Origin of the sequence: Chryseobacterium kimseyorum (assembly GCF_025971945.1) — a bacterium.
GTDB lineage: Bacteria > Bacteroidota > Bacteroidia > Flavobacteriales > Weeksellaceae > Chryseobacterium > Chryseobacterium kimseyorum.
In genome coordinates this window covers 1-25,127 of record NZ_JAPDHW010000007.1, presented here as the reverse complement: position 1 = coordinate 25,127, position 25,127 = coordinate 1, and the positions used below count along the sequence as shown (strand labels likewise).

At 35.3% G+C, this 25,127-nt stretch carries 26 protein-coding genes and 1 pseudogene; 10 read left to right on the top strand and 17 right to left on the bottom strand.

Annotated features, from left to right (window positions below; all coding sequences use genetic code 11):
* The first annotated feature begins 140 nt into the window (after positions 1-140).
* Together xylA and xylE are read left to right on the top strand one after the other, a co-directional pair.
* A complete protein-coding gene (xylA, locus tag OMO38_RS11090) occupies positions 141-1,469 on the top strand; it encodes a xylose isomerase (protein WP_264750246.1) in 1,329 nt (442 codons plus the stop codon).
* Positions 1,470-1,698: 229 nt separating this feature from the next.
* Positions 1,699-3,120 carry a D-xylose transporter XylE gene (gene xylE, locus OMO38_RS11085; protein ID WP_082002151.1) on the top strand — a complete coding sequence of 474 codons (1,422 nt, stop codon included), beginning with the start codon at positions 1,699-1,701 and terminating at the stop codon, positions 3,118-3,120.
* A gap of 435 nt (positions 3,121-3,555) precedes the next feature.
* On the opposite strand, the gene OMO38_RS11080 is transcribed toward xylE, so the two are convergent.
* The 16 genes and pseudogenes from OMO38_RS11080 to OMO38_RS11005 form a co-directional block, all read right to left on the bottom strand.
* Positions 3,556-3,897, bottom strand: a complete 342-nt coding sequence (locus OMO38_RS11080; protein WP_264750245.1) for a hypothetical protein — start codon at positions 3,895-3,897, stop codon at positions 3,556-3,558.
* Between the two features lie 3 nt (positions 3,898-3,900).
* Positions 3,901-4,173, bottom strand: coding sequence for a hypothetical protein (locus tag OMO38_RS11075; protein ID WP_264750244.1), 273 nt, complete (start codon positions 4,171-4,173; stop codon positions 3,901-3,903).
* 56 nt (positions 4,174-4,229) lie between these two features.
* Entirely contained in the window at positions 4,230-4,886 is a 657-nt protein-coding gene (locus tag OMO38_RS11070; protein ID WP_264750243.1) for a hypothetical protein, read from the bottom strand.
* 294 nt (positions 4,887-5,180) lie between these two features.
* Positions 5,181-5,852, bottom strand: a complete 672-nt coding sequence (locus OMO38_RS11065; protein WP_264750242.1) for a hypothetical protein — start codon at positions 5,850-5,852, stop codon at positions 5,181-5,183.
* Positions 5,849-7,957, bottom strand: coding sequence for a hypothetical protein (locus OMO38_RS11060; protein ID WP_264750241.1), 2,109 nt, complete (start codon positions 7,955-7,957; stop codon positions 5,849-5,851). Before OMO38_RS11060 ends, OMO38_RS11065 begins: the two co-directional genes overlap by 4 nt.
* Positions 7,958-7,967: 10 nt before the next feature.
* Positions 7,968-8,459: a DUF4280 domain-containing protein gene (locus OMO38_RS11055; protein WP_264750240.1), complete on the bottom strand. Its 492-nt coding sequence runs from the start codon at positions 8,457-8,459 to the stop codon at positions 7,968-7,970.
* Positions 8,460-8,461: 2 nt separating this feature from the next.
* The gene (locus tag OMO38_RS11050) at positions 8,462-9,520 is read right to left on the bottom strand and encodes a hypothetical protein (protein WP_264750239.1); all 1,059 of its coding nucleotides are present in this window, start codon (positions 9,518-9,520) and stop codon (positions 8,462-8,464) included.
* Between the two features lie 16 nt (positions 9,521-9,536).
* The gene (locus OMO38_RS11045) at positions 9,537-10,577 is read right to left on the bottom strand and encodes a hypothetical protein (protein WP_264750238.1); all 1,041 of its coding nucleotides are present in this window, start codon (positions 10,575-10,577) and stop codon (positions 9,537-9,539) included.
* Positions 10,578-10,723: 146 nt separating this feature from the next.
* Positions 10,724-11,413 (bottom strand): annotated as a pseudogene (locus OMO38_RS11040) (DUF2931 family protein); the annotation flags it as partial.
* Positions 11,414-11,461: 48 nt separating this feature from the next.
* Complete coding sequence (locus OMO38_RS11035) at positions 11,462-11,662, bottom strand: DUF2931 family protein (protein ID WP_264750237.1); 201 nt, start codon at positions 11,660-11,662, stop codon at positions 11,462-11,464.
* A 1-nt stretch (position 11,663) separates the two neighbouring features.
* Positions 11,664-12,254, bottom strand: a complete 591-nt coding sequence (locus OMO38_RS11030) for a hypothetical protein (RefSeq protein WP_264750236.1) — start codon at positions 12,252-12,254, stop codon at positions 11,664-11,666.
* 12 nt (positions 12,255-12,266) lie between these two features.
* Positions 12,267-14,771 carry a hypothetical protein gene (locus OMO38_RS11025; RefSeq protein ID WP_264750235.1) on the bottom strand — a complete coding sequence of 835 codons (2,505 nt, stop codon included), beginning with the start codon at positions 14,769-14,771 and terminating at the stop codon, positions 12,267-12,269.
* Positions 14,755-14,928: a hypothetical protein gene (locus OMO38_RS11020; protein WP_264750234.1), complete on the bottom strand. Its 174-nt coding sequence runs from the start codon at positions 14,926-14,928 to the stop codon at positions 14,755-14,757. The genes OMO38_RS11025 and OMO38_RS11020 overlap by 17 nt, the downstream gene beginning before the upstream one ends.
* A 2-nt stretch (positions 14,929-14,930) precedes the next feature.
* Positions 14,931-16,859: a type VI secretion system Vgr family protein gene (locus OMO38_RS11015; RefSeq protein WP_264750233.1), complete on the bottom strand. Its 1,929-nt coding sequence runs from the start codon at positions 16,857-16,859 to the stop codon at positions 14,931-14,933.
* 246 nt (positions 16,860-17,105) lie between these two features.
* Positions 17,106-17,510 (bottom strand): type VI secretion system tube protein TssD, encoded by a 405-nt coding sequence (gene tssD / locus OMO38_RS11010; protein WP_074232213.1) that lies wholly within the window; start codon positions 17,508-17,510, stop codon positions 17,106-17,108.
* Positions 17,511-17,732: 222 nt separating this feature from the next.
* Positions 17,733-19,316, bottom strand: coding sequence for a Na+/H+ antiporter (locus OMO38_RS11005; RefSeq protein WP_264750232.1), 1,584 nt, complete (start codon positions 19,314-19,316; stop codon positions 17,733-17,735).
* A 313-nt stretch (positions 19,317-19,629) separates the two neighbouring features.
* Here OMO38_RS11005 and OMO38_RS11000 point away from each other — a divergent pair, with 313 nt between their 5' ends.
* The gene (locus tag OMO38_RS11000) at positions 19,630-20,658 is read left to right on the top strand and encodes a LacI family DNA-binding transcriptional regulator (RefSeq protein WP_264750231.1); all 1,029 of its coding nucleotides are present in this window, start codon (positions 19,630-19,632) and stop codon (positions 20,656-20,658) included.
* 345 nt (positions 20,659-21,003) lie between these two features.
* Here the strand turns inward: OMO38_RS11000 and OMO38_RS10995 are convergent, their stop codons facing one another.
* Positions 21,004-21,390, bottom strand: a complete 387-nt coding sequence (locus tag OMO38_RS10995; RefSeq protein ID WP_264750230.1) for a winged helix-turn-helix transcriptional regulator — start codon at positions 21,388-21,390, stop codon at positions 21,004-21,006.
* 127 nt (positions 21,391-21,517) lie between these two features.
* On the opposite strand from OMO38_RS10995, the gene OMO38_RS10990 reads away from it, so the two are divergent.
* From OMO38_RS10990 to OMO38_RS10960, 7 genes are all read left to right on the top strand, one after another.
* On the top strand, positions 21,518-22,309 hold the full coding sequence (locus OMO38_RS10990) for an SDR family oxidoreductase (protein ID WP_264750229.1): 792 nt from the start codon (positions 21,518-21,520) through the stop codon (positions 22,307-22,309).
* A 20-nt stretch (positions 22,310-22,329) separates the two neighbouring features.
* Positions 22,330-22,647, top strand: a complete 318-nt coding sequence (locus OMO38_RS10985) for a nuclear transport factor 2 family protein (RefSeq protein WP_264750228.1) — start codon at positions 22,330-22,332, stop codon at positions 22,645-22,647.
* A 268-nt stretch (positions 22,648-22,915) separates the two neighbouring features.
* Positions 22,916-23,470 carry an REP-associated tyrosine transposase gene (locus tag OMO38_RS10980; RefSeq protein WP_264750227.1) on the top strand — a complete coding sequence of 185 codons (555 nt, stop codon included), beginning with the start codon at positions 22,916-22,918 and terminating at the stop codon, positions 23,468-23,470.
* Complete coding sequence (locus OMO38_RS10975; protein ID WP_406567313.1) at positions 23,445-23,699, top strand: hypothetical protein; 255 nt, start codon at positions 23,445-23,447, stop codon at positions 23,697-23,699. Before OMO38_RS10980 ends, OMO38_RS10975 begins: the two co-directional genes overlap by 26 nt.
* A gap of 283 nt (positions 23,700-23,982) precedes the next feature.
* On the top strand, positions 23,983-24,291 hold the full coding sequence (locus OMO38_RS10970) for a hypothetical protein (RefSeq protein ID WP_264750226.1): 309 nt from the start codon (positions 23,983-23,985) through the stop codon (positions 24,289-24,291).
* The gene (locus OMO38_RS10965; protein ID WP_264750225.1) at positions 24,291-24,485 is read left to right on the top strand and encodes a hypothetical protein; all 195 of its coding nucleotides are present in this window, start codon (positions 24,291-24,293) and stop codon (positions 24,483-24,485) included. The genes OMO38_RS10970 and OMO38_RS10965 overlap by 1 nt, the downstream gene beginning before the upstream one ends.
* Positions 24,486-24,629: 144 nt before the next feature.
* A partial coding sequence (locus OMO38_RS10960; RefSeq protein WP_264750224.1) for a hypothetical protein occupies positions 24,630-25,127 on the top strand: 498 nt, incomplete at its 3' end.

Below are 25,127 nucleotides of genomic sequence, written 5' to 3'. Positions count from 1 at the left end.
ACGGAGCTCTTTTTGTGAAAAAATGGATGGGAAATGCGCTGGTTTTTTCAGAAAAAAGCGGGAGTGGAAGGCGGATTAAGCTGCCCAAAGAAATCTATTAGACAAATTATAAGAATCAATAAAAATATAAAATCAAAATAATGGCAATTACGACAGGAAACAAAGAGTACTTTAAAGGAATAGAAAAAATCAAGTTTGAGGGAAGAGAATCAGATAATCCGTTGGCATTCAAATTTTACGATGAGAATTTGGTCGTTCGTGGAAAAACGATGAAAGAATATTTCAAGTTTGCGTCCGCTTACTGGCATACATTCTGTGCAACCGGTGGAGATCCGTTCGGTGCAGGAACTCAGCAATTTGACTGGTTAACCGCTTCTGACGCCAAACAAAGAGCAACAGAAAAAATGGATGCAGCTTTCGAATTTTTCACAAAATTAGGCGTTCCTTACTACTGTTTCCACGATTACGATTTGATTGACGAGGCAGATAATTTCACAGAATCTACAAAAAGACTGGAATTCATTACTGATTACGCTAAAGAGAAACAAGCAGCTTCAGGCGTGAAATTACTTTGGGGAACATCCAACTGTTTCTCAAACCCAAGATTTATGAACGGTGCGGCAACCAATCCTTCCTTTGATGTTTTGGCGTACGCAGGTGGACAGGTAAAAAATGCTTTGGATGCAACCATTAAATTAGGTGGAGAAAATTACGTATTCTGGGGCGGCCGTGAAGGTTATATGTCACTTCTTAACACGAATATGAAGCGTGAGCAGGAGCACATGGCGAAGTTTTTACATTTGGCTAAAGATTATGCTAGAGCTCAAGGTTTCAAAGGGACTTTCTTCATCGAGCCAAAACCGATGGAGCCTACAAAACACCAATATGATTTCGATGCGGCAACTTGTTTGAATTTCCTTCGTCAGTATGATCTATTGAATGATTTTAAATTAAATCTTGAAGTCAACCACGCTACTTTGGCTCAACATACTTTCGAGCACGAACTTCAGGTAGCGGCTGACAACAATGTTTTGGGAAGCATCGATGCGAACAGAGGAGATTACCAGAATGGCTGGGATACAGACCAGTTCCCGGTTGATTTATATGAAATGACTCAGGCGATGTTGGTAATTATCCAGGCTGGAGGTTTCCAAGGCGGAGGCGTTAATTTCGATGCTAAAATCAGAAGGAATTCAACAGATTTAGAAGATATTTTCATCGCTCACATCAGCGGAATGGACAATTTTGCAAGATCGTTCCTGGCTGCAGATAAAATTTTAGAAAAATCAAAATATTCTGAGATCAGAACCAACAGATATTCTTCATTCGACAGCGGAAAAGGTAAAGATTTCGAAAACGGAAGCTTATCTTTAACAGATCTTGCGGCTTACGCTCAAGGATTGGGTGAAGTTGGAAGAGAGAGCGGAAAGCAGGAATATCTTGAAAGTATTATTAATCAGTATTTATAATTTAATACATAAATTGGCAACTTTTGAGTATTTTCTTCTACCGCAAAAGGTCCAAAAGAACTTATTGAAAAAACAGATCTTCAAAAGTTTGCAAAATGTAAAAATATTTGTTAAAATATTCGTTTTGCCATCTTTTGAATGACTAAAATGCTGCAAATTCTTTTGATTCTTTTGCGGTTAAAAAAAATCATGTTTCAAAAACTTTTAACATTTAAAACTAAATCAAACTATGCAAATAATAGATTCTGGTCCTAAATATTCTTCAGGAACAAAGGCGCAGATCAACATGCTGTACGTTACTGTACTTACGTTGGTCGCCACTTTGGGAGGACTTTTGTTTGGATACGACACGGCCGTGATTTCCGGAGCCGAAAAATCCATTCAGGAATACCTGATCATTCCATTAGGATTGAGCTCATTGGCACACGGAGCGACCATTTCGAGCGCATTGATCGGATGTATCATCGGTGGCGCTATTTCCGGAATGATTTCCACGAAGCTGGGAAGAAAAAAATCATTGATGCTTTCGGCGTTTCTGTTCTTCATCAGTGCTTTGGGAGCGGCGTATCCTGAATTTTTATTCTTCAAACACGGCGAACATTCCATGGGTGTTTTGCTGGCATTTAATTTTTATAGGATCATTGGTGGAATCGGTGTGGGATTGGCTTCGGCGGTCTGCCCGATGTACATTGGTGAGATTGCACCTGCCGAAATACGTGGTAAACTGGTATCACTGAATCAGTTTGCCATTATTTTCGGGATGCTTGTGGTTTACTTCGTGAACTGGGGCATCGCAAGCGGACAAACCGTTGAATGGATCAACGAAATCGGATGGCGATATATGTTTTTGTCACTGACGATTCCTTCTGCCCTATTCGGTATCCTATTATTTTTCGTTCCTGAAACGCCGCGTTATCTGACGTTCGTTAATAAAGATGCAGAAGCACTGAAAATTTTAACTAAAATCAATGGTGAAGCCCGTGGAAAAGAAATTTTCTCCGAAATTAAAAGCACTGTCGTTGAACATAAGAGTGAAATTTTTGCATTCGGGAAAACTGTGATAGTGATTGGAATTTTGCTTTCAGTTTTCCAACAGTTTGTAGGAATTAACGTGGCTTTATACTACGCTCCAAGGATTTTTGAAAGTATGGGTGTTCACAAAGATTCATCGATGCTGCAAACCGTTGTGATGGGATTGGTGAACGTTGTATTTACCGTTATCGCCATTTTCACGGTGGATAAATGGGGAAGAAAACCATTATTGATTGTTGGTTCTGTTGGGATGGCAATTGGAATGTTTGCTATTGCAATTCTATCTTATTATCAAATCATCGGAATTGCCACTTTGGTCTTTATCATTGTTTACACCGCGTCATTTATGATGTCCTGGGGACCAATCTGTTGGGTTTTGATCTCAGAAATATTCCCGAATAAAATACGAGGAAGTGCGATTGCGATTGCGGTTGCCGCTCAATGGGCAGCAAATTATTTAATTTCATCCACTTATCCTTTTATGATGGAATTCAGTGGCGCTTTCACATACGGATTTTATGGGGTGATGAGTGTTTTATCGCTGTTCTTCGTTTGGAAATGGGTTCCTGAAACCAAAGGAAAATCTTTAGAGGAGATTGAAAAGGTTTGGGAAAAATAAATATACTTTAGTTTTATAATTAGTTTGTTGAGGGCACCGAGATTTTTCGGTGCTCTTTTTTCTAATAAACTAAAGCCAGGAAATATTTTTGAAACCACTCAACCATATATGATTTTATTTCGTCATATTTCTCAAAGTTAGTAATATGTGCGTCTTTTTTTAAATATAGGATAGCAATATGAAAATATAAACCTATGATATTTAGTTTTTGCAATGTTAATATTTACAACCCTAATATTTGCAATATATTTTTTTCGCTTTCAAAAAAAAGTTCTTACGATTTTGCAGTCCAACGAATTTACGCAGTAAGAATGATGGATGAAATTATCAAAACAAAATCAGTTGAATTAGTCAATTTACAAGAAAATTTGTACTTGATAACGTTCCTCCCACCATTAAATATCTTTTTTGCTTCACTTTCGATAACGCTAGATTCTATTTTACAACTGAAATCTCTCCCGTTTCCGGATTTATTTGTGCTAAAAAATAAATAGGATCTGTCTTCATATCTCTTTTATCATTTTTACTTGCAAATCCAATGTAGTAAAAACCATTTTCGATATATATAATTTCATAAAACAATTCTTTTTGATATGGAGATTCTTTAACATCAAAATTTTTATCAAAAGATTTTTTATAGATCTCAGAAGCTTGTTCACTCGAAATTTTCATTTGCTTTTCAACAACATTAAACTTTTCATCATCTAAATATATTTTTCTGTGTTTATCACATTGTAAAACAGATAGTAGTCCCATAGTAAAAATTATTTTTTTCATTTTTTAAGGTTTTGGCCAATCAGAATCTTCTTGTTTAATGATAGTAATTGTAGCAATTTCACCATTATGTTGTTTGCTGGAGCTTATAAAAGATTTCAAATCTTTTAATAATCCTTTTGGTGTTTGTGCAGTGTCCGGAATCCAATTCTTTTCACTTAAAGATGTAAATACTTCTTTTATTGCAGATTTTACAGCAGTTGTACATTGTTCTCCTGTCCAGGGATAAACACGGTAAACTTTAAGATGTTTATATCTTTCTTCCCACCATTTTATCATCTTTTTAGATTCATTTTCTTTTATATAAAATTCAATTTTATGAATTCCTGTATGCTCTACGGAGTTACATGGAAATCAGATTTAAGAACCGTTTTACCTGTAGTTCCATCAACTAATAAATACTCCATTTTTTGCTCTCCCGTTTTATGTCTTAAAAAAACTTCATAATAAAAAACACCATCTTTTGAAGTTCTGCCTGCTGCGGAACCTTCACTTTTATCTCCTAAATCAACTTTATATTCTTTTTTTATTTTTTCTATTAAATCTTCTATTGTAAACTTATAAGGTGTTTCATAGTCTATTTCTTTAACTATTTGATGTTTTTCGTTATACTGTATAGTTTTGTCAATGGGTGATCCGTAAAAATCTAAGCCTTCTGCAACTAAAAATTTAGTAGAATTAGAATAACCTTTTATTTTTTCATAAGGACTATTAAAATTTCGTAAGCGAACCTGAACTCCGTCTGATAAAAAATTAATCTCCACTCGCTCATTTCTCTTTTTTAGAAACTTATGATTATCTGATGATGAAAAATCCGAATCGATCTCCCAATCTTTGTATTGATCAATATTAAAATATTCCATAGTATCTTCTTTTATTATATGAGGTGTTTTATTTTTAACTGCTGTAGTTTTCTGTATTGGTTTTTTTTTATTCTGTCCATCACAACTACTCAAACTCAGCAGAAATGCTATTAAAATTAGATGCTTCATTTTTCAGATATATTAGAGTTAATAAAATGCCATTGCCATCGCCAAGTATTTTTTAACAGTATGATAAGACATTACATTGTCTGTCGAATTGCTAGTGTTTGGTGAGAGTTAATAAGGTTTATTGATAATCGCACAAGGAAAGATATATTTGTAATATTTCCCTGCTGTTGGGATTGGTTTATCATTCCGGTGAGTATGACATAATCCTAGCCATGGAGCGTTTCGTGGTTTAATGTACAGTCATCTCCATTTGATGGGGGTAAACTTTATTACATTTTGAATTCCAACAATGCTCTACGGAGTTACATGGAAATCAGATTTAAGATCCGTTTTACCTGTAGTTCCATCGATTAGCAAGTATTCCATTTTTGCATATCCATCTTTTTTAGATTTTAAAAATACTTCATAATAAAAAACATCATCTTTTGAAGTTCTGCCTGCTGCGGAACCTTCACTTTTATCTACTAAATCAACATTATATTCTTTTTTTATTTTTTCTATTAAATCTTCTATAGTAAACTTGTAAGGTTCATTATAATTTTTTACTTCAACTATTTTTCCCTTTTCATCATACTTTTCATATGATACAGGAGAAGAGTAAAAATCTTGTGATAGATTCAAAAGTTGTTTATTCTTAAAAGAGTAAACTTTAACAATTTTATATGGATTGATTATACTACTCCTTTCCACTTGTATAAATCTTTTTTCATCGGTAAATATATTTATTCGCTCGTCTCCTTTCATTATAAATTTGTCATTGTCTGCACATGGGAAAAGGCTACAATGCTCTGGATCTATCTTCCAGTCTTTATATTCGTTTTCATTATAATATTCCATATTCTCTTTTTTTATTAAATGAGTTGTTTTATTTTTAACTGTTGTAGTTTTCTGTACTGGTTTTTTTTTATTCTGTCCATCACAACTACTCAAACTCAGCAGAAATGCTATTAAAATTAGATGCTTCATTTTTCTGATATATTAGAGTTAATAATATGCCATTGCCATCGCCAGGTAGATTTTTTCACCTTGTCCCCATAGCTCATAATATTTTCTGTAGATTTTGCGGGAAAATTATTTCCATTGGGAAATACAAATTTATATCCAGCGTCGTCTATGGGGGTACTGTCACGATGCGTGTGATTAAGTCCCAATCCGTGTAGGGCTTCATGTTTTGTTGTATCATCACCACCCGCCCAAGGTAAGGTGAAAATTAAGGCGTTGTGTATATTGATATGCTCAACAGCACCACCCAATGAACCTTGTGAGCTGCGATTATTAGATTCTAAACCGAATTTAAATAATGTGAAATAATTACTATATACCCTATTTATATAATTATTCCCACTTCGAACATCAAAAAACAAAATTCTTGTATCCCTATGAAGATTATTCCTGAAATTATGATTGGTTTTATTTAAATATGCAATATAATTTCGCCGGGAAGAATCGCTTTCTATATATATTCCTCCTACTTGAAAATCTGCATTGGAAGATAGATCTAAAGTTGTTTTTACAATATTTGGAATAACAAGAGCTTGGTGTAATGAATGGTATAAATTATCTACTTCTACACTTCCGAAAGTACCCGTTACACTTCCTCTGATAGGTATATTCGTAACATTGGTTGTAATATCAACCAAAACAAAATCCATTTTTTTTCTGACAGAAATATTATTTTTAACTACCACAATTTTCCCTGCCAATATCCTTGGCATTCCATTTTTGGGATAGCAATAGATTTTAATTTCTTTGTCTGAAGGTAAATCGTTTTTGCAGGTTATTTTTATAGAAGTATCTGCTGAAGGTACTAAACTATTGGTTTTGGCTTTGTCAGACAATATTTCTGGGTTTACCGTCAACAGATTTTTATCATATTCGAACTCCAATCTGTCTATATCGTCTTTTATGGCAACGTATACTTTTAAATCTGCATAAGTTCTTGGTTTTACTGAAAGTGTAGAGGGTAAAGTGGCAACAAAGGCTTCGGAAAACAGGGTAAGAGACGGCACGAAATATTCTGTAACTGCATAACCGGTATTGGCAACAGGCAATCTCTCATATTGGTTTTTCAATTTTGCATAGGCAGTTCCGGTAGCTCCACCTGTTAAATCTGTAATCCCATCCAAATAACCTCCTTCAATAATATCGGCATAAGCAGGATCGTTTGCGGGTGCTAAACCATTGTCTTTTTCCCGAAGCCAATCAAAACCAAATTCACCGTTCCATGTATCCAACGGTCTGAAATATACGGCAGCCAACGACATCCTTTCGCTGCTTTTATCGGTATCACCTACTTTTACCGGTGAGTTGTTCAGAGACGGTTTTTCACGGGTATTAGATATTTTATTTTTAATTCTCAGATATCGTGCGTGAACAATATCTTTTCCATCGGTGATTAATTTTCCATCTAAGGATTTTACTTGCACATAAAATTCTTCTACATCATTTGCTTTTCCTATTATATTCAACCATTCATAAGTATTCCCAAACGAAATATTAATTTCTCCGTCAATTACCAATCCATTGGTATATCTCATGATAGGATGATCATCAGAAAGACCGCCTCCTTTCCGTACCCGTCTGTAAACTGTTACATAAACTTTATCACCATTTATTCCTTCAGTTTCAAGACTTAAATGAATCTCATCTCCATAACAAAACTGATGGGTTTTTCGTACATCTTCGCCATCGCTTGTAGATGACCATTTGCTTTTCCTGATGCGTGGCGGACAATATCCTTTCACAAATAATCCTTTTGAATTCGCATCTGGAATTCCCGAAGTACTTGCATCAATAAAGTAATGACAACTTCCACAAAGTATTTTAGGAATTTTAAATCCGAATGCCTGATTTGAAGGCAATGTATCACTGCTTACGTGATCCATTTTATCCGAGCTTCGAACAAACCAAGTAACTGGCTGCAACATCTCTGCAGGAGTTGCACCGCGTTCCCATTCTGCCTGAAACCGAATAATCTTATCTGGTTGGACGGTAAGTCTTGTATCAGCAACCGACATCTTTATAAAGATATCACCACTTACATATTTTATCTTGTCTATCCCTTTTGCCATCCTTTAAAATTTAAATAACACCATGTTCAATTCCTTCATGCGTAGGCTGTTTTTTACACATTTTATTAGAATCCACCAGCGGATTTATCTGCTGCTGCACATCCTGATCTGCATTTTTAAAATTCTGCTGACTCGCTTCTGCCCGCTGACCGTGATCTATAATTTCTATACAGGGAGTTCCGGCAACTGCGCAAACTGCCTTGCTGTCCTCCAGAATAATATATCCGCCGTTGCTGAGCTGTACCTTATCGTAAAAGTTCTGCCATTCGGTTACCATAACTTTGCATGGCGGTGGCGGACTTCCCATTTTGCTACAGCTTCCGAATGTGTTTTTTTCAAATGTTGCAACGCCGATTTCTTTCGTTGTGGCAATCAGTTTTTTTGATGCACTTTTATCATTTGCATACTCTTTTTGATGCGTGAGCACTTTAAGATTGTCCGGAGTCTGTCCGAATTGACATTTGCACACAGCTCCCTGTACTACGATGTGTTTTTCTGCCATGATTACAATTCTTTATTTGAAATTACAATCCGTGTTAAATATTGATTTCCAAACTCTAAACGGACGAAGGAAGTATTCATTTTAAAAGTAACAACAGTAAGAGCATCTGCAGAGCTTTCGGTCACATTGATGCTTGTCTGATAGAGCTGTGCGTTGTATCTCGCAAATTTATCTTTACATTCTGAAGGTGAACTGTCATTAAAAACCAAACCATAAGGCAAACCGGAAACCGAGTCCTGACCGTAATACTGAATGGCATAATACTCTTCACCACTGGTCATTTCTGCATAAATCATATTGAAATTTTCAAAATCCCAATTAGAATATTTTCCGTTTTTGCAGGTTTCGCAATCCAGTTCGGTTGGATCTGTTTTTAAAAGTTTTGTAAACTGATCCGCACTTGTAGGAAAATTTATGAATTGCTTTTTAGCAAAAAGATTCTGCAGATATTTTGAAGTCATCTTTTTTTGTGATTGTTTTGCTTCTACGGCTGCAATCTGTGCATCGGCCTGAGTATTCATCATTGCGACTGTCTCGGCATCAATTGAAGAATCGTCGACAGCTATTAATCCCTCAGACAATTCTTTGCTTTTCGCATTTAGAAGAAATTCTTTAAGTTCTTTTTCTAATTCGCCAGTGGATTTTGTCAGATTTACATCGATTTCTTTTTCTGACCAGCTATCCGGAATAATTTCCTCCAAAACGACAGAAACTTTTGTACTTTTTGCCGAAACTTTTTTCATGGAAATATTCCAGATGGCTTTCTGGATAAACTGTTTTGGTTTTGCACCTTTTTTTAAAGCTAAATTTAAGTAAGGATTTTTCTTATTTGAATCAAATGTCAAATCATACAAATCAACATTCGTAGTAAATTCAGTATCACCAGCAGCAGCGTCGGCTGCCACATCACATCTTGTAAAATCATTTTTAAAATCAAAAATGGTATTCCGCAATTCGGCAATATTTTTTGGAACGTTAAATTCCGTTTTCTGTCCAAAATTGAAGGTGAAAATCAGGATTGGCAGTACTATTAAAAGTCTAGTCACTGTATTTTTTTTCATAGTTGTGTTTTTTAAGTTAGTCATACAAAGCAGTAATAACCACTGATATTTTTTTCTTTTTTTCAAGATTGATATCGCATTCCAAATAAAGAACTTCCGGCAGTGGGGTTTCACCATTGAGAAAATATTGCAGTCTGAAATTTCCGTCATTATTCATTTGAGGATTGTCTTCTGTAATTATTGAGAATGGTGATCCGGTGATAAAATCATATCGGCTTCTCTCGTCATGCAATGTTCCGTTTCCTGAAATATTTATTAAATTATACTCATCTTTTAAAGGATCAACTTCCACTTCAATTTTATAACTGGGTTCAACTGCATTACTAATTATTGGAAAGGTTTCAACAATTTCAGTCTGATAATTCTGATTAAATTTCTGATAGATCCCCAAAAACAATGTCCGGATGAAATAATCATTTTTTATGTAGATCAAAAGAGCATTGGGTTCATCTAAAATCCTTTCAATCTTCAGGCAATATTCATCAACAATTTCACCTTCAAATTCTTTATAAACTTCTTCTTTAACGTTATTCCATCTTTCTTTAAAAATGTCTGCATTTTCTACATTGTAAAATTTCCCCTGCTGATCTACACTTACCGTCATCGGATATAAAACCTTTGAAGTTTTATACGCCAATAAATCTGCAATTTCATTGACTTCTTCTTCATTCAAAAAAAGGTTGGAGATTCTGTCAACTTCAAAAATATGCAAACCATTTTCCTGTTTAATCCATGTGACGGAAACATCATATTTCAGTTCATTTTTTCTGGTATCATTTTCAATCGTAATCACTGTACTGCATTTCAGAAACGAATTTTCAGGTTGAAAAACCAAACTGTTTCCATGTCCAAATTTCACAAGTCTGTTTTTGTCAACCACTGCAGTTCTTGGAAGAAAAAGCTCTTTTTGTTTCGTAATACTGATCAAAATATGGTCTTCTGCTCTGCAATGATTGTTGTGAAAAAACTTCAAAGATTCATCGGATAAATCATAAAGTTTTGCAATGCTTTTTAAAGTTTCACCTGCTTCTGTGATATGTTTATTGTATTTCTGCATAATTACATTCCTCCGATTTACATAAAAATCAAAAGCATAACCATGGTTAGCTGCAGATTTATTTTATTGCTTATATTATTCATACTCCCACATGTTGTCTAAATCTACTTTTGTGATTGGGATTTCTTTATCACCTTGTTTAAAAATTAAACTGCGGTTGCTAAATCTTCATTCATCCGTAAAATTATTTCTATCGGCTGTTTAGGATCTGCCTGTTTGTATAAACCCATGATTTCTTCTTCGTCTAAATATTTGAATTCCCAAACAGTTCTTTTTCCTTTAGAATCAGCAACTATAAAATCTAATAATTGTGGTACAGCTCTTTCTTTAAATTCATTCTTTTTAAGAGATTCGTCGAATAGTTCCTCCATCTCTCCATTGAACATTTGAAAACTGGTGTTATCAAAAGAATGCTTAGGTATTTCTATACGTGTCCGCCATGAATATTTTTTACGATAACTATCCCAAAGACCATATTCAATACCTCCTTTTTTCTTTCTTATCTCTTCTAACTCTGGGTCTAACTCAGCCAGAGCTTCAAAAAAATCTTTTTGGATTGCAGTAGGATTACCTGTGACATAATCACTCATCGCTATCTTGGTTTCACGAGCCTGAAATCGTCCAATCTCCACTCGCTGTCCAGCGCCTCTCATCCACACAACAACCACTCCTCCTGGCGCACATCCCACTAAAATTTGTTTGTAAGATTCCTTTTTTCGGGTACGATACCAAACTACTCCTTCTTTAAAGAGCTTAAGCATTTTTTCCTTGGGTAAAGTCCAACTACCTGTATAGAACTTATTTTCTGTGAATGATGCCCAGGTAACTTCTAATTTTACCGGTACTGGTTAAAATCTTCCCCCTGCGTGTGTGTTGAGCCATCATCACCCCCATCCATTACGTGCAGAACCTGAACATGGAATATATACACTACCACCGTCTTCAAAATATAAATATCCTTTATAAATATTCATTGGATAAAGTAATGGTGCGCTTTCGGTTGGTAGCCATTCAAATTTTTCTTCCGATTGGCAACTTACCAGCAAAAGTATGATAGTCGTCGCTATATAAAATATTTTTTTCATTCTAACGGTTGTTAAAAATTTCCCGCTGATACAATACTTTGACCTTATTCAATTGATTTTTAACATTATCAGGAAACCATTCTAAGTCTGGATAGCGTTCATATTCAACATAGACATTATGAGGTTCAAAATATGTTTCAGGCAATCCAAGCTTTCTGATATCTTCTTCGAACACTTTTCGTTGATTATCATAATCATATGTGTTTATTTCTTTGCTTATAACATTGATTATAAAAAAGAAAGAAGAAGATGTTTTATTGTTTTCTTCGTCATAGGTGACATCTTGAAGTCCATACACATATACATCTTTCGCATTTATAACTGCTATCGGTCCCATGTCACCATACTTCCATCCAATTATCGACGTATCCAAAATCCATTGGTCAGTTCCTTTCCACTTTATCAGTCGTAACGGTTTTACTAATGGAATGTAATATTTATCATTATCTATTGCTTCCCAATAAAAAGGATCAATCCCAGCTTCTTTGTATGGTCCAGCAGGGTTTAATTTGTTCTTAGCATTTTTTATCTTATCACAATTAAACAAAATTGTAAAAATGCTAATGACGACAAATATTTTAAAAAATTTCATTCTGTAAATATTTTAATTTCCAAATAGAGGTACATTTTGATTCCACTCATCGGCTTGATTCCATTCTCTCATTAAAGAATCTATTCGATTTTTCTTATTTTCTTTCATTTGTTTTATATAGTCATCTTTCATCGCCATCAAGTCAATATTATTACGATTATAGTTATTATTCCAATCGCCCTTTATTTTCATCAAATCGTTACCTCCAGCGGCATCGTGATATAAAAATCCTAAAATCATAGTAGAGGCATTATATGCGACAGTTCTGCCGACATTTGGTCTTAAATCAAATGTGTCTTCGAATTGATGTCTCATTCTTACACTTCCATCTTTTTTTACATAGGCTGTAGATTCAACATTTACATGTCTAATCAACCATGTTAATTGATTGACCACCACTTTCCAAGATTGGGAAAATTTTTCCCCAAAAGGATTTACAAAAGAACCCCAAGATCCTCTTACCCCACCAAATTCTATTACATCTCTAATTTTTATATCGTTAAAATCTTGTTTCAAATATCGGGGATCTTTTATTATTAGTTTTGCAAGTTCTTCTTCCCGATTCTTTAATTTAAAATCCTTATTTAAGTTTTTTTTCAAATCACTTTGATCATTAATAATTATTTTTCCTCTCTGCAACATTGAAGATACGCCAACTTCAAACAGATTATTTATATTATCATCTTTGAAACCCAGTAATTTGTATACTTCTGTGCGAGCTCCATGCGCCCAACCTGAGCCATCATACTCCTTATTACCATTCCACCAAGAATTTAAATCTGCCAACCACCCTTTTTCTTCTGTCAATTCGTCTGAAGCTTTACTAATCCACTCCCTTATCTTAGAAGTATTTACAATAGAAGTATTAATCATTCTTTCTTTACCCTGACCTTCAACATATAATTTATCTTCTTTTTTTCTTTGTGAAATTCCTATTGCAGAAGCTGAATACTCTACTCTGTAAAAAATATCTTTTCCTGCCTCTTTCACTCTATCCCAAATAGTTTGATCTTGATACATTTCCCAATCCGAAAGTGTTCCTTGGTTGAACATTAATCCAACCGGAGCAAAATGTGCCTGCAATTCCATATCGTGCACAGCAGCAAAAGCCATTAAAGCATCAAGTTTTTTTCTGTACAATTCACTTTGCAGATAAAGATTTGCTTTTTCTCCTTCAGCCCTTCTTATCGCTTTATTAATCATTATCTCAAACCATACTGGCAGCAATTTAATGTCTGGAATTTTATATTTTGCTTTTTCATATTTTAGTTGCGGATTATTTTTTACTAAATCCCTATAATTTATATAACTGTGATATGTTTCCCAATATTTTTTGACTGTTTCTTTAAAAGTTAATGCTTTGGAATTAACACTTCCATCTTCATTGAAATGCTTATCTAAAAGTCTTTTAGGAAAAATATAACCATCACTTTCTTTTACAAAATTTGGCAGACCGTTTTCGGCAGCAAAATACCAACTTGCAATTTGCAAAGCATCAGTCTCATTGCACGCATTTTTTACAAGTGGTATATCACCCATTCGTGTTACAAAAAGTGCTCTATCGTTTGGAAATGTAAATTGTACAGCTCTGTTTATAAGTCCTCCCCATTTATATCCTAAAAAATCATTCATACGCTCATAAATTCCTTCCTTTTGCTTTAGCTTTTCTTTACTGAAAATGTCAGATATCCATTCTAATAGCCATTCATTAATAAAATCTTCGAAATAATATTTTTCGAAAGCTTCGTAGTCCTCCTCATACAATCCTTGAGGCTGGTGAGTACCTAAAAAAACAATATTGACCGGAATCTCTTGCCAGCCCATTTCATAAGCAAAGTATAGGATTCCAATAGTAACACCTCCTGCAACGGCTGCACCTTGACTATGACCAACTATTGTAATCGGCTGATATGCGGGTGAATACGATAAGACACTATCGTCTTTTTTCTTTTTTTGTTCTACTTCAGATTTTTTTTTAATTTTCCAATTACTTTTTGCCCAAGCATATCCTTGTGTAATACCGTGTTCTACTCTATGAGCACCTGAGGATTGCAATCCATGAGATCCATTAATAAAATGCGAATTATTTCTGGCATTAAAATATTCTTCAAAAACTTTAGAAAATCTTTTTTTACTAATGTTATCATATCCATCCCAATATCCCTCAAATTGATCTTTAACCGCAAAAAACCATCTTGCATATTCTGACCTATTATACATTTCATCACTAAAAAGCCACTCACCACCTTTCCTATTTATCAAGTTTAATTCTTTATTTGTAATAATATCATCTCCTTTTGTAAGCATCGATTCACTCATGTTAGCTCCTCTAAAAGGATCTTGTAAAGGATCGTCTGGAACTTTATCCATAATGACATTTAGATATGATAATGAATTTTTTGCCGGACTGCTTAAATAACCATTACAAAAAATCACATGCCCGTTAATTCCAACATCTAATGGAGGGAAGTCTATTTTTCGTTCCTTAATTTCTCCGAACTTAATGTTTGTTCCCATTCGATACAATTTTTTTGTTACTGACAAGAGTTAGATTTTTTTTATTGGCATAAATAAATATTTCACCTGAAAACTTTTCTAATCTTCCTCCTGCTAAAAGATTATATTCCTTTTGTACTTTTAAACAAATATTTTTTGCTGTTTTCCGAATGGCCATGATTAAAATAATTTTGATTTTTCTGCACTGTTGAATTCTACAGTCTTTCCGCTTTGCATTGTCATGTTTTCCAACTCACTGAACATTGATATTTCCCCTGCAATTTCGTTGGAAGTTTCAGACTGACGGAAAAATTCCTTTTCTACCATTTCAGTTCTTGTATCGGAAGATTCACGAATATCGCCCGCCGCAGTTTGTACTATATCAGTTCCTGCAGTAGAAATAATATTATCGTTTGCCGAGCTCGTAATACTTGCTCCCGCTCCCATTGATATTTCTTTCCCTGCGGTAATATTGATATTTTCTCCTGCATTCAAAGTGAAATTTTTTGGTGCATTCATCGAAATATTTCCCTTTCCATCCATAAAATACGTATTTCCACTCGGATCGATGATATTCACGCTTCCTTCATCATCATTCATAAGAACTTTAATTCCACTTTTGGTTTGGATGGACCGCATATGATTGTTGATTCCACCACCCAAACCAACGCCACCATGAAACATTCCCCCCATCACAAATGGTCGGTCGGGATGATTGTGTACAAAATTCACCATCACCTGATCACCTACTTCAGGAATTGCAACATACCCTCGGTTCTGAGTAATCTGATCGGTTCCTCCCGCATCGGGACTCATCATTCTGATAAAATGCGTCGTGTCATTCGTCTGCCAGTCAAACCTCACCTGAACTCTGCCCTGTCCTTCAGGATCGGTGTTGGAAATTACGGTCGCAGTTTGTGGCTGTGCGATGGGTATGGTAAACTCAGGTTTTGGCATAAATCCTGTGTCTGATGCGATACCGTAAAAGCTTCCGGTGTAATGACCAATCGTATCAATTTCATGCGTCGTTTCTGTAACCATTATCCTTGTGAAATACGAAGTTTCATTCGTATCAGGTTTTCGCATTTCGATATCAACAGCGCAACCCGGATGTAGAAAAGGAACCGTCGTAGAACCTGAAATTGTAAATACATTCACCGCTTCACTTCCCGCTGTGCTTTTCTGAGAATATTCTACATCTAAATGTGTGGTTGCTTTTATCGGAGCAACTCTTAGTGAAGGCGTTTTATAAATATTGTCGTTATGCTGATAAGCTATTTTCGCCAAATCTCCAACATGCTGAATCGGTGTTGCGCCAGATTTCAGAATTTCATTTTTGTTACTGTTGTAACCATAGAACTGAGGCTTTGTATGAACTGCTTTCAGTTCAACTTTGATATCATTGGCACTGCTTCCATACGTCAGTTTGATCGGTTGATTCTGTGGCGGAAGTTTTCCGAAGTGCAAAACTTCACCGTCGTAGTAGAACTGTTCGCCATATGCTTCTGCCATTCTCGCCAGATAGTTGTAATGCGTTTCGTCGTACTGACTGCTGTATATAATTTGCGAATAATCATTCGTGTCAATTCTGATATCGAACCGGCTTTTATCCAAACCTTGCTTAATGACTTCTTCAGCAATAATTCCCATATTCACAGGCTGGGTTCCTCCAAAGCTTTGAATATGAGGAGCACCATCCAATAAAATAGTCGGACTGTAACCTGACAGGACGATATTTCCCAAACTCATTCTCTCCTGGCTGAAACCAACTCCCGTAATCACACCGACGAAAGTTCGTTCCGGACTTTTGTCGATGTCTTTATAGGAAATAACCGCTGTTAACCTCTTCCCTAAAAATTTATTGGCTTCTTCTAAAGTATGGGTTTGGCGGTCGCCTAAAGTATCGTGAGCCAAAGTCAGTGTAAACTCATGATGTTTCTGTGCGCTTTGGGTAAGTTTGAAATGTTTGTAATATTTAATCACTTTACCTTCAATTACCAAAGATAACTTGACTAATCGGTTGATACCGGTATGATGATTTTCTGAGATTCCTGCCGCATTCTGCGTAGGACGGAAGGATGAATTTCCCGATGAATCGAAATTTTTCATATTTGTGTGTTTTTTGTGTTTTGAATTATAAATTTATAAAATATTATTCATTCTTGTATGATAAATCTTATTTTATTTTAAATAATGTGATGATTTCAGCCAGCGTATCTGATCCAATCTACATTATCCGTTTAATAATAATTCGAAAGAAATGATCGACAGGAAAAGTAGAAATAGGGCAAAAAAGACTGTCTTTCGACAGTCTTTACTTTGTATACAATAATACTTAAAAGGTAAATTTTAATGTTAGCTTGTCGGCCAGATTCCTTCGTATGCCGAATTACCGTAGTTGATTTTCTCAGCACTTACAACAAAGCTAATCAACATTGAGTTTTCGTCAACTGCGTCGAAATCCACTTCGTGCTGAATAACGTACCCATTCTCCCAGTTTAAAGTAATCAAAGTTCCTTCCTCGTGAGATTTGTTGAAGGTAATTTCACCTGAAGTCGGCTTGTATTTTCCGTTTAACAATGACTCAAGGATGTCAGATTTTTCTGTTGCCTCAATGGTTAATTTAATCAATGCGTTGGATGGGTCTGATGCTACTCTACCTGATACGTCTGTTGATCTTGATACGCTATAGTTCAGTTTTAATAATTTCTGACCTTCGCTTCCGTTGAATTTTAAGATTCCTCTTGAATTTGCTGCCATGATTTGTAAATTTTAATTGTTAATATTTTGTGATTCAATTTTCTTAATTCAAAGATAAATACACCCAAAATATTTTTAAAACTTTTTACCAACTTTTTGAAAATTTGTAGTAGTTCTACGATTTTGTGTAGTAAAACTACGACTGTTGTAAAATAGCTGACCTGTATCTCGTAAAATGAAAAATACTTTTAATAACGATGCATGTGACAGACCAATCTCCCATTAAATCATTCTTAAACGTTCCTCCTCCAAATCAATCTGATATAATTGCTGACGGATGATTTCTTCGTTTATTTTAGAATCTTTATTGAGTTCTGTAAGATATTCACGTTGCACCTCAAGCATTTCTACAAAAATCACTTTCGTTTTCTCATTCATCCAGCTGTCGTCGGTGGCTTTGGCGCGCTCTTCCCAATGTCTTAAAAACACTTCCAATCCTGCGTGATCTTTCAATTCGTTTTCATATTTCGATTTCAGAAATTGGTAAATGTACTGCTTCAGTTCTTTTTTAATTTTCTGTTTGGTTAAAACTTCATCTTCTTCCGCAAAAATATCATCAAAAAATCCTGTTTTTCTAATGATGTAGGGCAGAGTAAGCCCCTGCACAACGAGAGTAAGCAAGATCACCACAAATGTGATAAACAAAATCAAATTTCTGTGCGGAAAAGCTTCACCGTTATCTAGAGTCACAGGAATTGCCAGAGCCGCGGCCAGTGAAACTACACCCCGCATTCCGGTCCAGCCCAGTAAAAGTGGCATCATCCATCGGCGTTTTCGGGATGAAGCATGAGGCTGTACACTAGGTCTGAAAATCATGGTAGAAATTAGTGCAGCGTATGAGCTGATCATTCTTGCAGCAATCAAGATTCCCGTAACTAAAATACCATAACCAATCGCTTTTTCCAGTGGAATTTGATCTGCACGAAGTCCATCTACAATCTCCGGCAGTTCCAAACCAATAATGAGAAAAACCACACCATTTAAGATAAATATCAAACTTTCCCAAACGCTGTAGGCGTGAATACGACTGGTACTATTTAGAAATTTCAATCTTCTGACCGACATAAAAAGTCCACCTGCAACAACTGCCAAGACACCCGAACTGTGAACCTGTTCTGCCACCCAATACAGTAAATAAGGTTCAATTATCGTCAGTGCAATATCGGAAGGTGCATCTGTCGGCAAAATTTTGTGTGCCTGTACGAATAACCATCCCAAAAGTAAACCGATTCCGACCCCACCGATAACCATCCAAAAGAAACTCATCGTAGCATCCTGCCAAATAAACTGCCCTGTTCCTACAGCAACCAGAGCAAAACGGAAAATAATCAGTGATGATGCGTCATTCAGAAGACTTTCGCCTTCCAAAATTGTAGAAGTTGATCTCGGAATATTCACAAACTTAGTGATCGCACCTGTACTCACGGCATCAGGCGGAGAAACAATTCCACCGAGCAAAAATCCTAAGGCGATGGTAAATCCAGGAATGTAATAATTGGTAATTAACGCCACAGATAAAGCGGTGAAAAATACGACCAGGAAAGCAAAACTGCCGATAATCCGCCACCATTTTTTCATTTCTTTAAAAGAAATATTCCATGCCGCATCCCATAACAATGGAGGAAGGAATATAAAAAAGATCAGATCAGGATCGATTTTAATCACTGGCAATCCGGGAATAAAGCTGATCGCTAAGCCACCGACAACCAATAAAATAGGATAGGCAATTTTGAGTTTTGCAGCAAACATATTCAGCAGAACGATGACCGCTACCATTGCCAACAGAAAGGGTAAAATACTGTGCATTTGTATTATTTGTGTTTTAAAATGCAAAAATAAAGATTAGAATGATTTATAAACAATATTTCTCACAGAAAGCTTCAAGATAATTTAATGAATATTTTTTTCAATATGATTTTACCTAAATTTAAATAAAATGACGGTCGCTTATTTTAATACAGAATCTTCATTTAAATCAAAAATTCATCTCTGCAAAGTCGTTTATATTTAAATCCATATAAAAATGTGGTTTTTCACCAGTGATATACATAATTTGATTAAATTTACGACCATTCCATAACGGAATATGAAGGAAATTTAACGTTAGTCCAGAATACCTATGACAAAGAAGAATGCCACCATTTATGATATATCGAAGAAGCTAAACGTAAGTGTGGCAACGGTTTCCAGAGCATTGAATGACAACCCGAGAATCAGTCAGGCAACGAAAGATCTTGTGATTAAAACTGCTAAAGAAATGAATTATAAGCAGAATAATCTAGCCAAAGCCCTCAAAAGCGGGGAAACCAAAAACGTTGGAATCATTGTTCCTTACATCAATACCAACTTTTTCTCATCTGTGATCCGTGGAATTGAAGAAGAACTTTCTCTTCATGGCTATCACGTAATTATCTGCCAGAGTCATGAAGACGTTTTAACCGAGAAAAAGCATTTGAATACTTTGCTGAATGCGCAGGTAGACGGAATTTTCATGTCGGTTTCCCGAACAACGGTGGACACGGAACATATTCAGCATATTTTAAATACAACCAATACGCCCATTATATTTTTCGACAGAAAGAAAGATATACCTGGAATCAGTACCGTTACCATTGATGACTACCGTGGTGGCTACATGGCTACAGAACATCTGATTGATGAAGGCTACAAAAACATCTGCCACTTCGCCGGAGATCTGAATCTTGAGATCTACCAAAACCGTCTGAATGGCTACAAACAAGCCTTAATCGATCACAACTTCCAGGTGAAGGAAGAAAATATTATCTCTACCGGAAGTTCAATTGATGCCGGAATTGAAGCCATTAAAACCTTGTGGGAAAGCAAATCAATTCCCGATGCGATATTTTCTGCCAGCGATTTTGCTGCTTTAGGCGCCTGTCAGGAATTAAAAAAACGGAAGATTAAAATCCCTCAGGAAGTAGCCGTAATTGGTTTCTCCAATGAGCCTTTCACCCAATTTATGGAGCTACCGATGAGCTCTATGGATCAGACTCCTCTAATTATGGGAAATATGGCCGGACAGGTTTTCATCGATCATGTGAAAGATAATTCTTCAGGAGTTTCTATTGAAAAAAAGGTGGTGCTGGCACCGCAGATTTGTGTGAGGAAGTCTTCGAAAAGGAAGTGATTTTTTCTTTTATCTTAAAACAAAAGAAACAATCCCGAAATTTTGGGACAAGACTTAGAGCATAATGGCTAAAAATTAAAATTTAATTCTAAAATTCCCAACCTTGCGCAAGTTCGTGATTAACGATTTATTTTAAAATTTCTGTCGCGCTTCAGAATGTAGGAATTTTTCAACGAATTAATTTTTAATTTTCTTAACGCTTTCATTTCCTATGTCATTTTCTAAAATTTGCTATACAGAACTTTTGCCATTTTGAAGAAGAAAAAATCTCGACTTTTCGCAATTTACCGATTTTGCGGATTTGCGATCCGTGATTTTTAATGATAGCAACTCAACTTCCATTCCCTACTCTTCCAGACGAAGCGATTCGCTTTCTGCGTTCAGACGCTTTAGAATAACAGTACGTAAGTGCGTTTCGTTCTGATCTCCCCAAATTCCCAACTGCAAAATTATAGGTATAACGCTTTTACCCAGTTCAGTAAGACTGTACTCTACTTTGGGCGGCACAACAGGATAAATTTTCTTGGTAATCAATTCGTGATCTTCCAGCTCTTTCAACTGTATATTTAATACTCTACGCGTGGCGTCAGGGATTTTGCGCTGTAATTCACTCGGCCTTTGATGTCCCTGATCTATAAACCAGAGCAGACGTATTTTCCATTTGCCGTAAAGTACCTCACCGATCAGGTCAAGACCGCAATTTAAGTTCGGGATTATTTTTCTTTCATACATAAAGCAAATTTAAACGTATGTTCCGATTTGCACAATAGGGGAATAATTTATCCCTATCTGAATCGTAATTCCGTACTTGTACAAACTGTTTTTATAGCCCAATTTTGTCCTATAAATAATTATAAAAATGGAACAGTTTAATTTCAACAATGAGTTGTCAGGCCAAATTGCTCTGGTAACTGGAGGTACAAAAGGAACCGGAAAAGCGATTGCAGAAAGACTATTGCAGGCCGGCGCGACAGTAATCATTTCGGCAAGAAATGCACCAGAAGAAGAAAACAGCAATATGCATTTCATTGCTGCTGATCTGAGTACTGTGGAAGGAACACAGAAGGTAATCAGTGAAATCATGTCTGCGTATGGCCGGCTGGATATTCTGATCAACAACCTCGGCTCATCAACAACACCTGCCGGTGGCTTTAATGCATTATCGGATGAGGACTGGGAATCCACATTAAAGGCAAATTTACTTGCTCCCGTGCGATTAGACCGTGGGTTTTTGCCCCAAATGATTGAGCGGAAAAGTGGCGTTATCATTCACATTGCATCCATTCAGGGTAAGCTTCCTTTATATGATTCTACTTTGCCTTACGCCGCTTCAAAAGCAGCATTGAGAAATTACAGTAAAAGTCTGTCGAATGAAGTAACTCCAAAGGGTGTCCGTGTTTTAGCTGTTTCACCTGGGTGGATTAATACGACAGCATCGAAAGACTGGCTGGGCGAAATTGCAAGAAACGCAAACAGCACTGTAGAACAAGCGCAACAGGGCGTGATGGATGCGCTGGGCGGAATTCCTTTTGGCAGACCTTCCGAACCGAGAGAGGTTGCCGAATTTGTAGGTTTTCTTGTATCTCCGAGAGCCGGCTATTTAACAGGAACCGAATATGTCATCGACGGCGGTACCGTACCCACTATTTAATTAATTTAAAATACAATACAATGCAATTACCAAACATCATCTCAGATTTAGTAAAGACTCAGAACGAATTTAACAGCGCTGCCTATGCAGACTGTTTCGCCGAAGATGCCCAGGTATCTGATGAAGGCAAAACGCACAACGGCAAGGCAGAAATTGAAAAGTGGATCGACAAATCCAACAAAGAAAACAAGGCCACAATGGAGCCGGTAGATTATGATGAAAAAGAAGATATACTGTCGGCAAAAATTGCAGGATCATTTCCGGGAAGTCCTCTGATTTTGAAATTTCATTTTAAAATTGCTGACGGAAAAATTCAGGCTTTAAAAGTAACAGGATAAAATCTGTCTGGAATTCCAATGTTTTACCATGTAGGGCTGAAGTGAAAATTTCAGCCTTATGTATTTTCTATAAATTATAATAATGCCGTTTTACATTTTAACATACTCCCGTCACTTCGAGTAGGTTTTTGAAAAAAATTGTATCGAGAAGTTTGTAGTTTTGAAGATAAATCTATTACCGATGTTGCGGATTTGCAAACCGATGTCGCGGATTTGCAATCCGTGACTTTTTCAATTATAAAATTTTGTACTTTTAAATAAAACACAGATGTCTACAAAATACAAAGCTTTAGATATCGATCAAGCGTACTTTATTACAATTACAACGGTAGGCTGGGTTAATGTATTTACAAGGTTATCGCAAAAAATGGTCATTATAGATTCTTTAAAATACTGTCAAAATCAAAAAGGCCTTTCCATTTTTGCATACTGCTTAATGTCAAATCATCTTCATTTATTTTGTCGGGCAGACGGTAGATACACTGTTTCTGAAATTATGAGAGATTTTAAAAAATTTACTTCAAAAAAAATAATTGAAACTATACAGTCTGAACCTGAAAGCAGAAGAGAATGGATGCTGCAATATTTTCAAAAATCTTGCGAGCATTTAACCAGTGAGCAAAAGTTTAAAGTTTGGCAAGATGGTTACCATGCTGAAGAAGTTTTTTCTAATAAATGGATTAAAGAGAAGATCAATTATATTCATCAAAATCCCGTAAAACAGAAAATAGTGGCAGAAGCGGAGCATTACTATTTCATCAGTGCCAGAAATTATGCAGAATTAGATAATGCTTTAGATGTTTTTGTGGTTTTTATGGGGTGATTTGTTGTGTGTTGTCGTCACGGATTGCAAATCCGCGACATCGAGAGATGGTTACCACGCTGAAGAAGTTTTTTCAAATAAATGGATTAAAGAGAAGATCAATTATATTCATCAAAATCCCGTAAAACAGAAAATAGTGGCAGAACCTGAACATTACTATTTCAGCAGTGCCAGAAATTATGCAGAATTAGATAATGCTTTAGATGTTTTTGTGGTTTTTATGGGGTGATTTGTTGTGTGTTGTCGTCACGGATTGCAAATCCGCGACATCGTGCGTGGTGGGGACGTGGAAGGATGAGTTTTGTCTTTTGCTGATGCGAGCATGAATGGGCACGAGCGGGACGCTCGCGCCAGTGTGGGCATAACATCGGGCTTTAGTTTTGTTTTTTTAAATTTAAATTTGCTATAACTGTATATTTGATTATTTTTAAGAAATTATAATTTACATTAGCACTTAGCGCGCTAAATAAATCTTTATCATACATTCACATATTCTTTAAAAATTTTATTTAATGATGAAAAATATTATATTCTTTTTCTTCGTTTTACAATTTCAATTTGTATTTACCCAAAATATGAATTTTCTTACTGAACAAAATGGTTTCAGAGATATTAAATTAGGTTCAAATATTAATAATTATTCTGATTTCATAGAAAAAGAAAAAAACACTGTAGGGAACTTTAATGAGTATCTCTACATTGGAAATAAATATAAAAAGATAGATCAAACCGATGTCTTAAAAATATCAGTCAGTACAATTGATGATTTGATTTATGAAATTGAAATAATAACAGATAAAACTACAATGTTTGGAATATAATGAATGATGCTTACGGTGCACCTTCTGTAAATTCTCCTTCATTGAAGGGTTGGTATAATGATAAAATCAGATGCAGAATCAATAACTGGTCAAATAATTATTTTACTATTGAATATGAGGATGTCTCTTTATATGATTTATACATTAAAAGACGTATTCAAGAAGAAAAAGAAAACGCAAAAAAAGAATTCTAACAATGTCGTGAATTTCTAATCATTGACCATATGCTTCAAAATATTATAATACCAATGTTGCGGATTTGCAATCCGTGACCAACACTATTGATGTTCTAGGCACGGATTACAAATCCACGCTATCGAAAACTTATACGAAATTCTATGACCAAACAAATTTTTAAAATAACATTATTAGAAAATGGATTAAATTCAGTTATTAAAGGAATTGAGTACCTAAATAATTATGAGAGTAATTCAAAAGATTTATTTGATTTGAAACACGGAATTACTTTTTTTCACAATGGTATTGAATTACTATTTAAAGAAATTCTATCGAATAAATTTGGCGATGAAGAGATAATCGATAAAAAAGATTCGAAATTAAATGAGAAATATAGAATCGCAAAAGAAAAATGTATAAGTGTGTTTGATTTAGATAGGCCTGTTAAAACAATATCTTTCACTACTGCTTTACAAAAAATTAGTAATCAACTTAAATTAGATAATAACCTGAAGATATTATTAGAACAATTACAATCTATAAGAAATAGTTTGGAGCATTATGGAATAAACAAAGAATTAGAAAAGGTTGAGATTTTATTTTTAAAACTTAAGTTCCCTATGATAGATTGGTTAATTGAAAATGGCATTTCTATACCT

Bases quoted from the DNA above. Each gene is read 5' to 3' on its own strand.
- OMO38_RS11045 (WP_264750238.1), bottom strand. From the start codon at position 10,577: ATGCAGAAATACAATAAACATATCACAGAAGCAGGTGAAACTTTAAAA.
- OMO38_RS10975 (WP_406567313.1), top strand. From the start codon at position 23,445: ATGTTTTTGTGGTTTTTATGGGGTGATTTGTTGTGTGTTGTCGTCACG.
- xylE (WP_082002151.1), top strand. From the start codon at position 1,699: ATGCAAATAATAGATTCTGGTCCTAAATATTCTTCAGGAACAAAGGCG.
- OMO38_RS11070 (WP_264750243.1), bottom strand. From the start codon at position 4,886: ATGAAGCATCTAATTTTAATAGCATTTCTGCTGAGTTTGAGTAGTTGT.
- OMO38_RS11075 (WP_264750244.1), bottom strand. From the start codon at position 4,173: ATGATAAAATGGTGGGAAGAAAGATATAAACATCTTAAAGTTTACCGT.
- OMO38_RS11055 (WP_264750240.1), bottom strand. From the start codon at position 8,459: ATGGCAGAAAAACACATCGTAGTACAGGGAGCTGTGTGCAAATGTCAA.
- xylA (WP_264750246.1), top strand. From the start codon at position 141: ATGGCAATTACGACAGGAAACAAAGAGTACTTTAAAGGAATAGAAAAA.
- OMO38_RS11005 (WP_264750232.1), bottom strand. From the start codon at position 19,316: ATGCACAGTATTTTACCCTTTCTGTTGGCAATGGTAGCGGTCATCGTT.
- OMO38_RS10980 (WP_264750227.1), top strand. From the start codon at position 22,916: ATGTCTACAAAATACAAAGCTTTAGATATCGATCAAGCGTACTTTATT.
- OMO38_RS11030 (WP_264750236.1), bottom strand. From the start codon at position 12,254: ATGAAATTTTTTAAAATATTTGTCGTCATTAGCATTTTTACAATTTTG.
- OMO38_RS10995 (WP_264750230.1), bottom strand. From the start codon at position 21,390: ATGTATGAAAGAAAAATAATCCCGAACTTAAATTGCGGTCTTGACCTG.
- OMO38_RS10965 (WP_264750225.1), top strand. From the start codon at position 24,291: ATGAATGATGCTTACGGTGCACCTTCTGTAAATTCTCCTTCATTGAAG.
- OMO38_RS11065 (WP_264750242.1), bottom strand. From the start codon at position 5,852: ATGAAGCATCTAATTTTAATAGCATTTCTGCTGAGTTTGAGTAGTTGT.
- OMO38_RS10985 (WP_264750228.1), top strand. From the start codon at position 22,330: ATGCAATTACCAAACATCATCTCAGATTTAGTAAAGACTCAGAACGAA.
- tssD (WP_074232213.1), bottom strand. From the start codon at position 17,510: ATGGCAGCAAATTCAAGAGGAATCTTAAAATTCAACGGAAGCGAAGGT.
- OMO38_RS11000 (WP_264750231.1), top strand. From the start codon at position 19,630: ATGACAAAGAAGAATGCCACCATTTATGATATATCGAAGAAGCTAAAC.
- OMO38_RS10970 (WP_264750226.1), top strand. From the start codon at position 23,983: ATGATGAAAAATATTATATTCTTTTTCTTCGTTTTACAATTTCAATTT.
- OMO38_RS11020 (WP_264750234.1), bottom strand. From the start codon at position 14,928: ATGGCCATTCGGAAAACAGCAAAAAATATTTGTTTAAAAGTACAAAAG.
- OMO38_RS11035 (WP_264750237.1), bottom strand. From the start codon at position 11,662: ATGAAAAAAATATTTTATATAGCGACGACTATCATACTTTTGCTGGTA.
- OMO38_RS11080 (WP_264750245.1), bottom strand. From the start codon at position 3,897: ATGAAAAAAATAATTTTTACTATGGGACTACTATCTGTTTTACAATGT.
- OMO38_RS10990 (WP_264750229.1), top strand. From the start codon at position 21,518: ATGGAACAGTTTAATTTCAACAATGAGTTGTCAGGCCAAATTGCTCTG.
- OMO38_RS11015 (WP_264750233.1), bottom strand. From the start codon at position 16,859: ATGAAAAATTTCGATTCATCGGGAAATTCATCCTTCCGTCCTACGCAG.
- OMO38_RS11050 (WP_264750239.1), bottom strand. From the start codon at position 9,520: ATGAAAAAAAATACAGTGACTAGACTTTTAATAGTACTGCCAATCCTG.
- OMO38_RS11060 (WP_264750241.1), bottom strand. From the start codon at position 7,957: ATGGCAAAAGGGATAGACAAGATAAAATATGTAAGTGGTGATATCTTT.
- OMO38_RS11025 (WP_264750235.1), bottom strand. From the start codon at position 14,771: ATGGGAACAAACATTAAGTTCGGAGAAATTAAGGAACGAAAAATAGAC.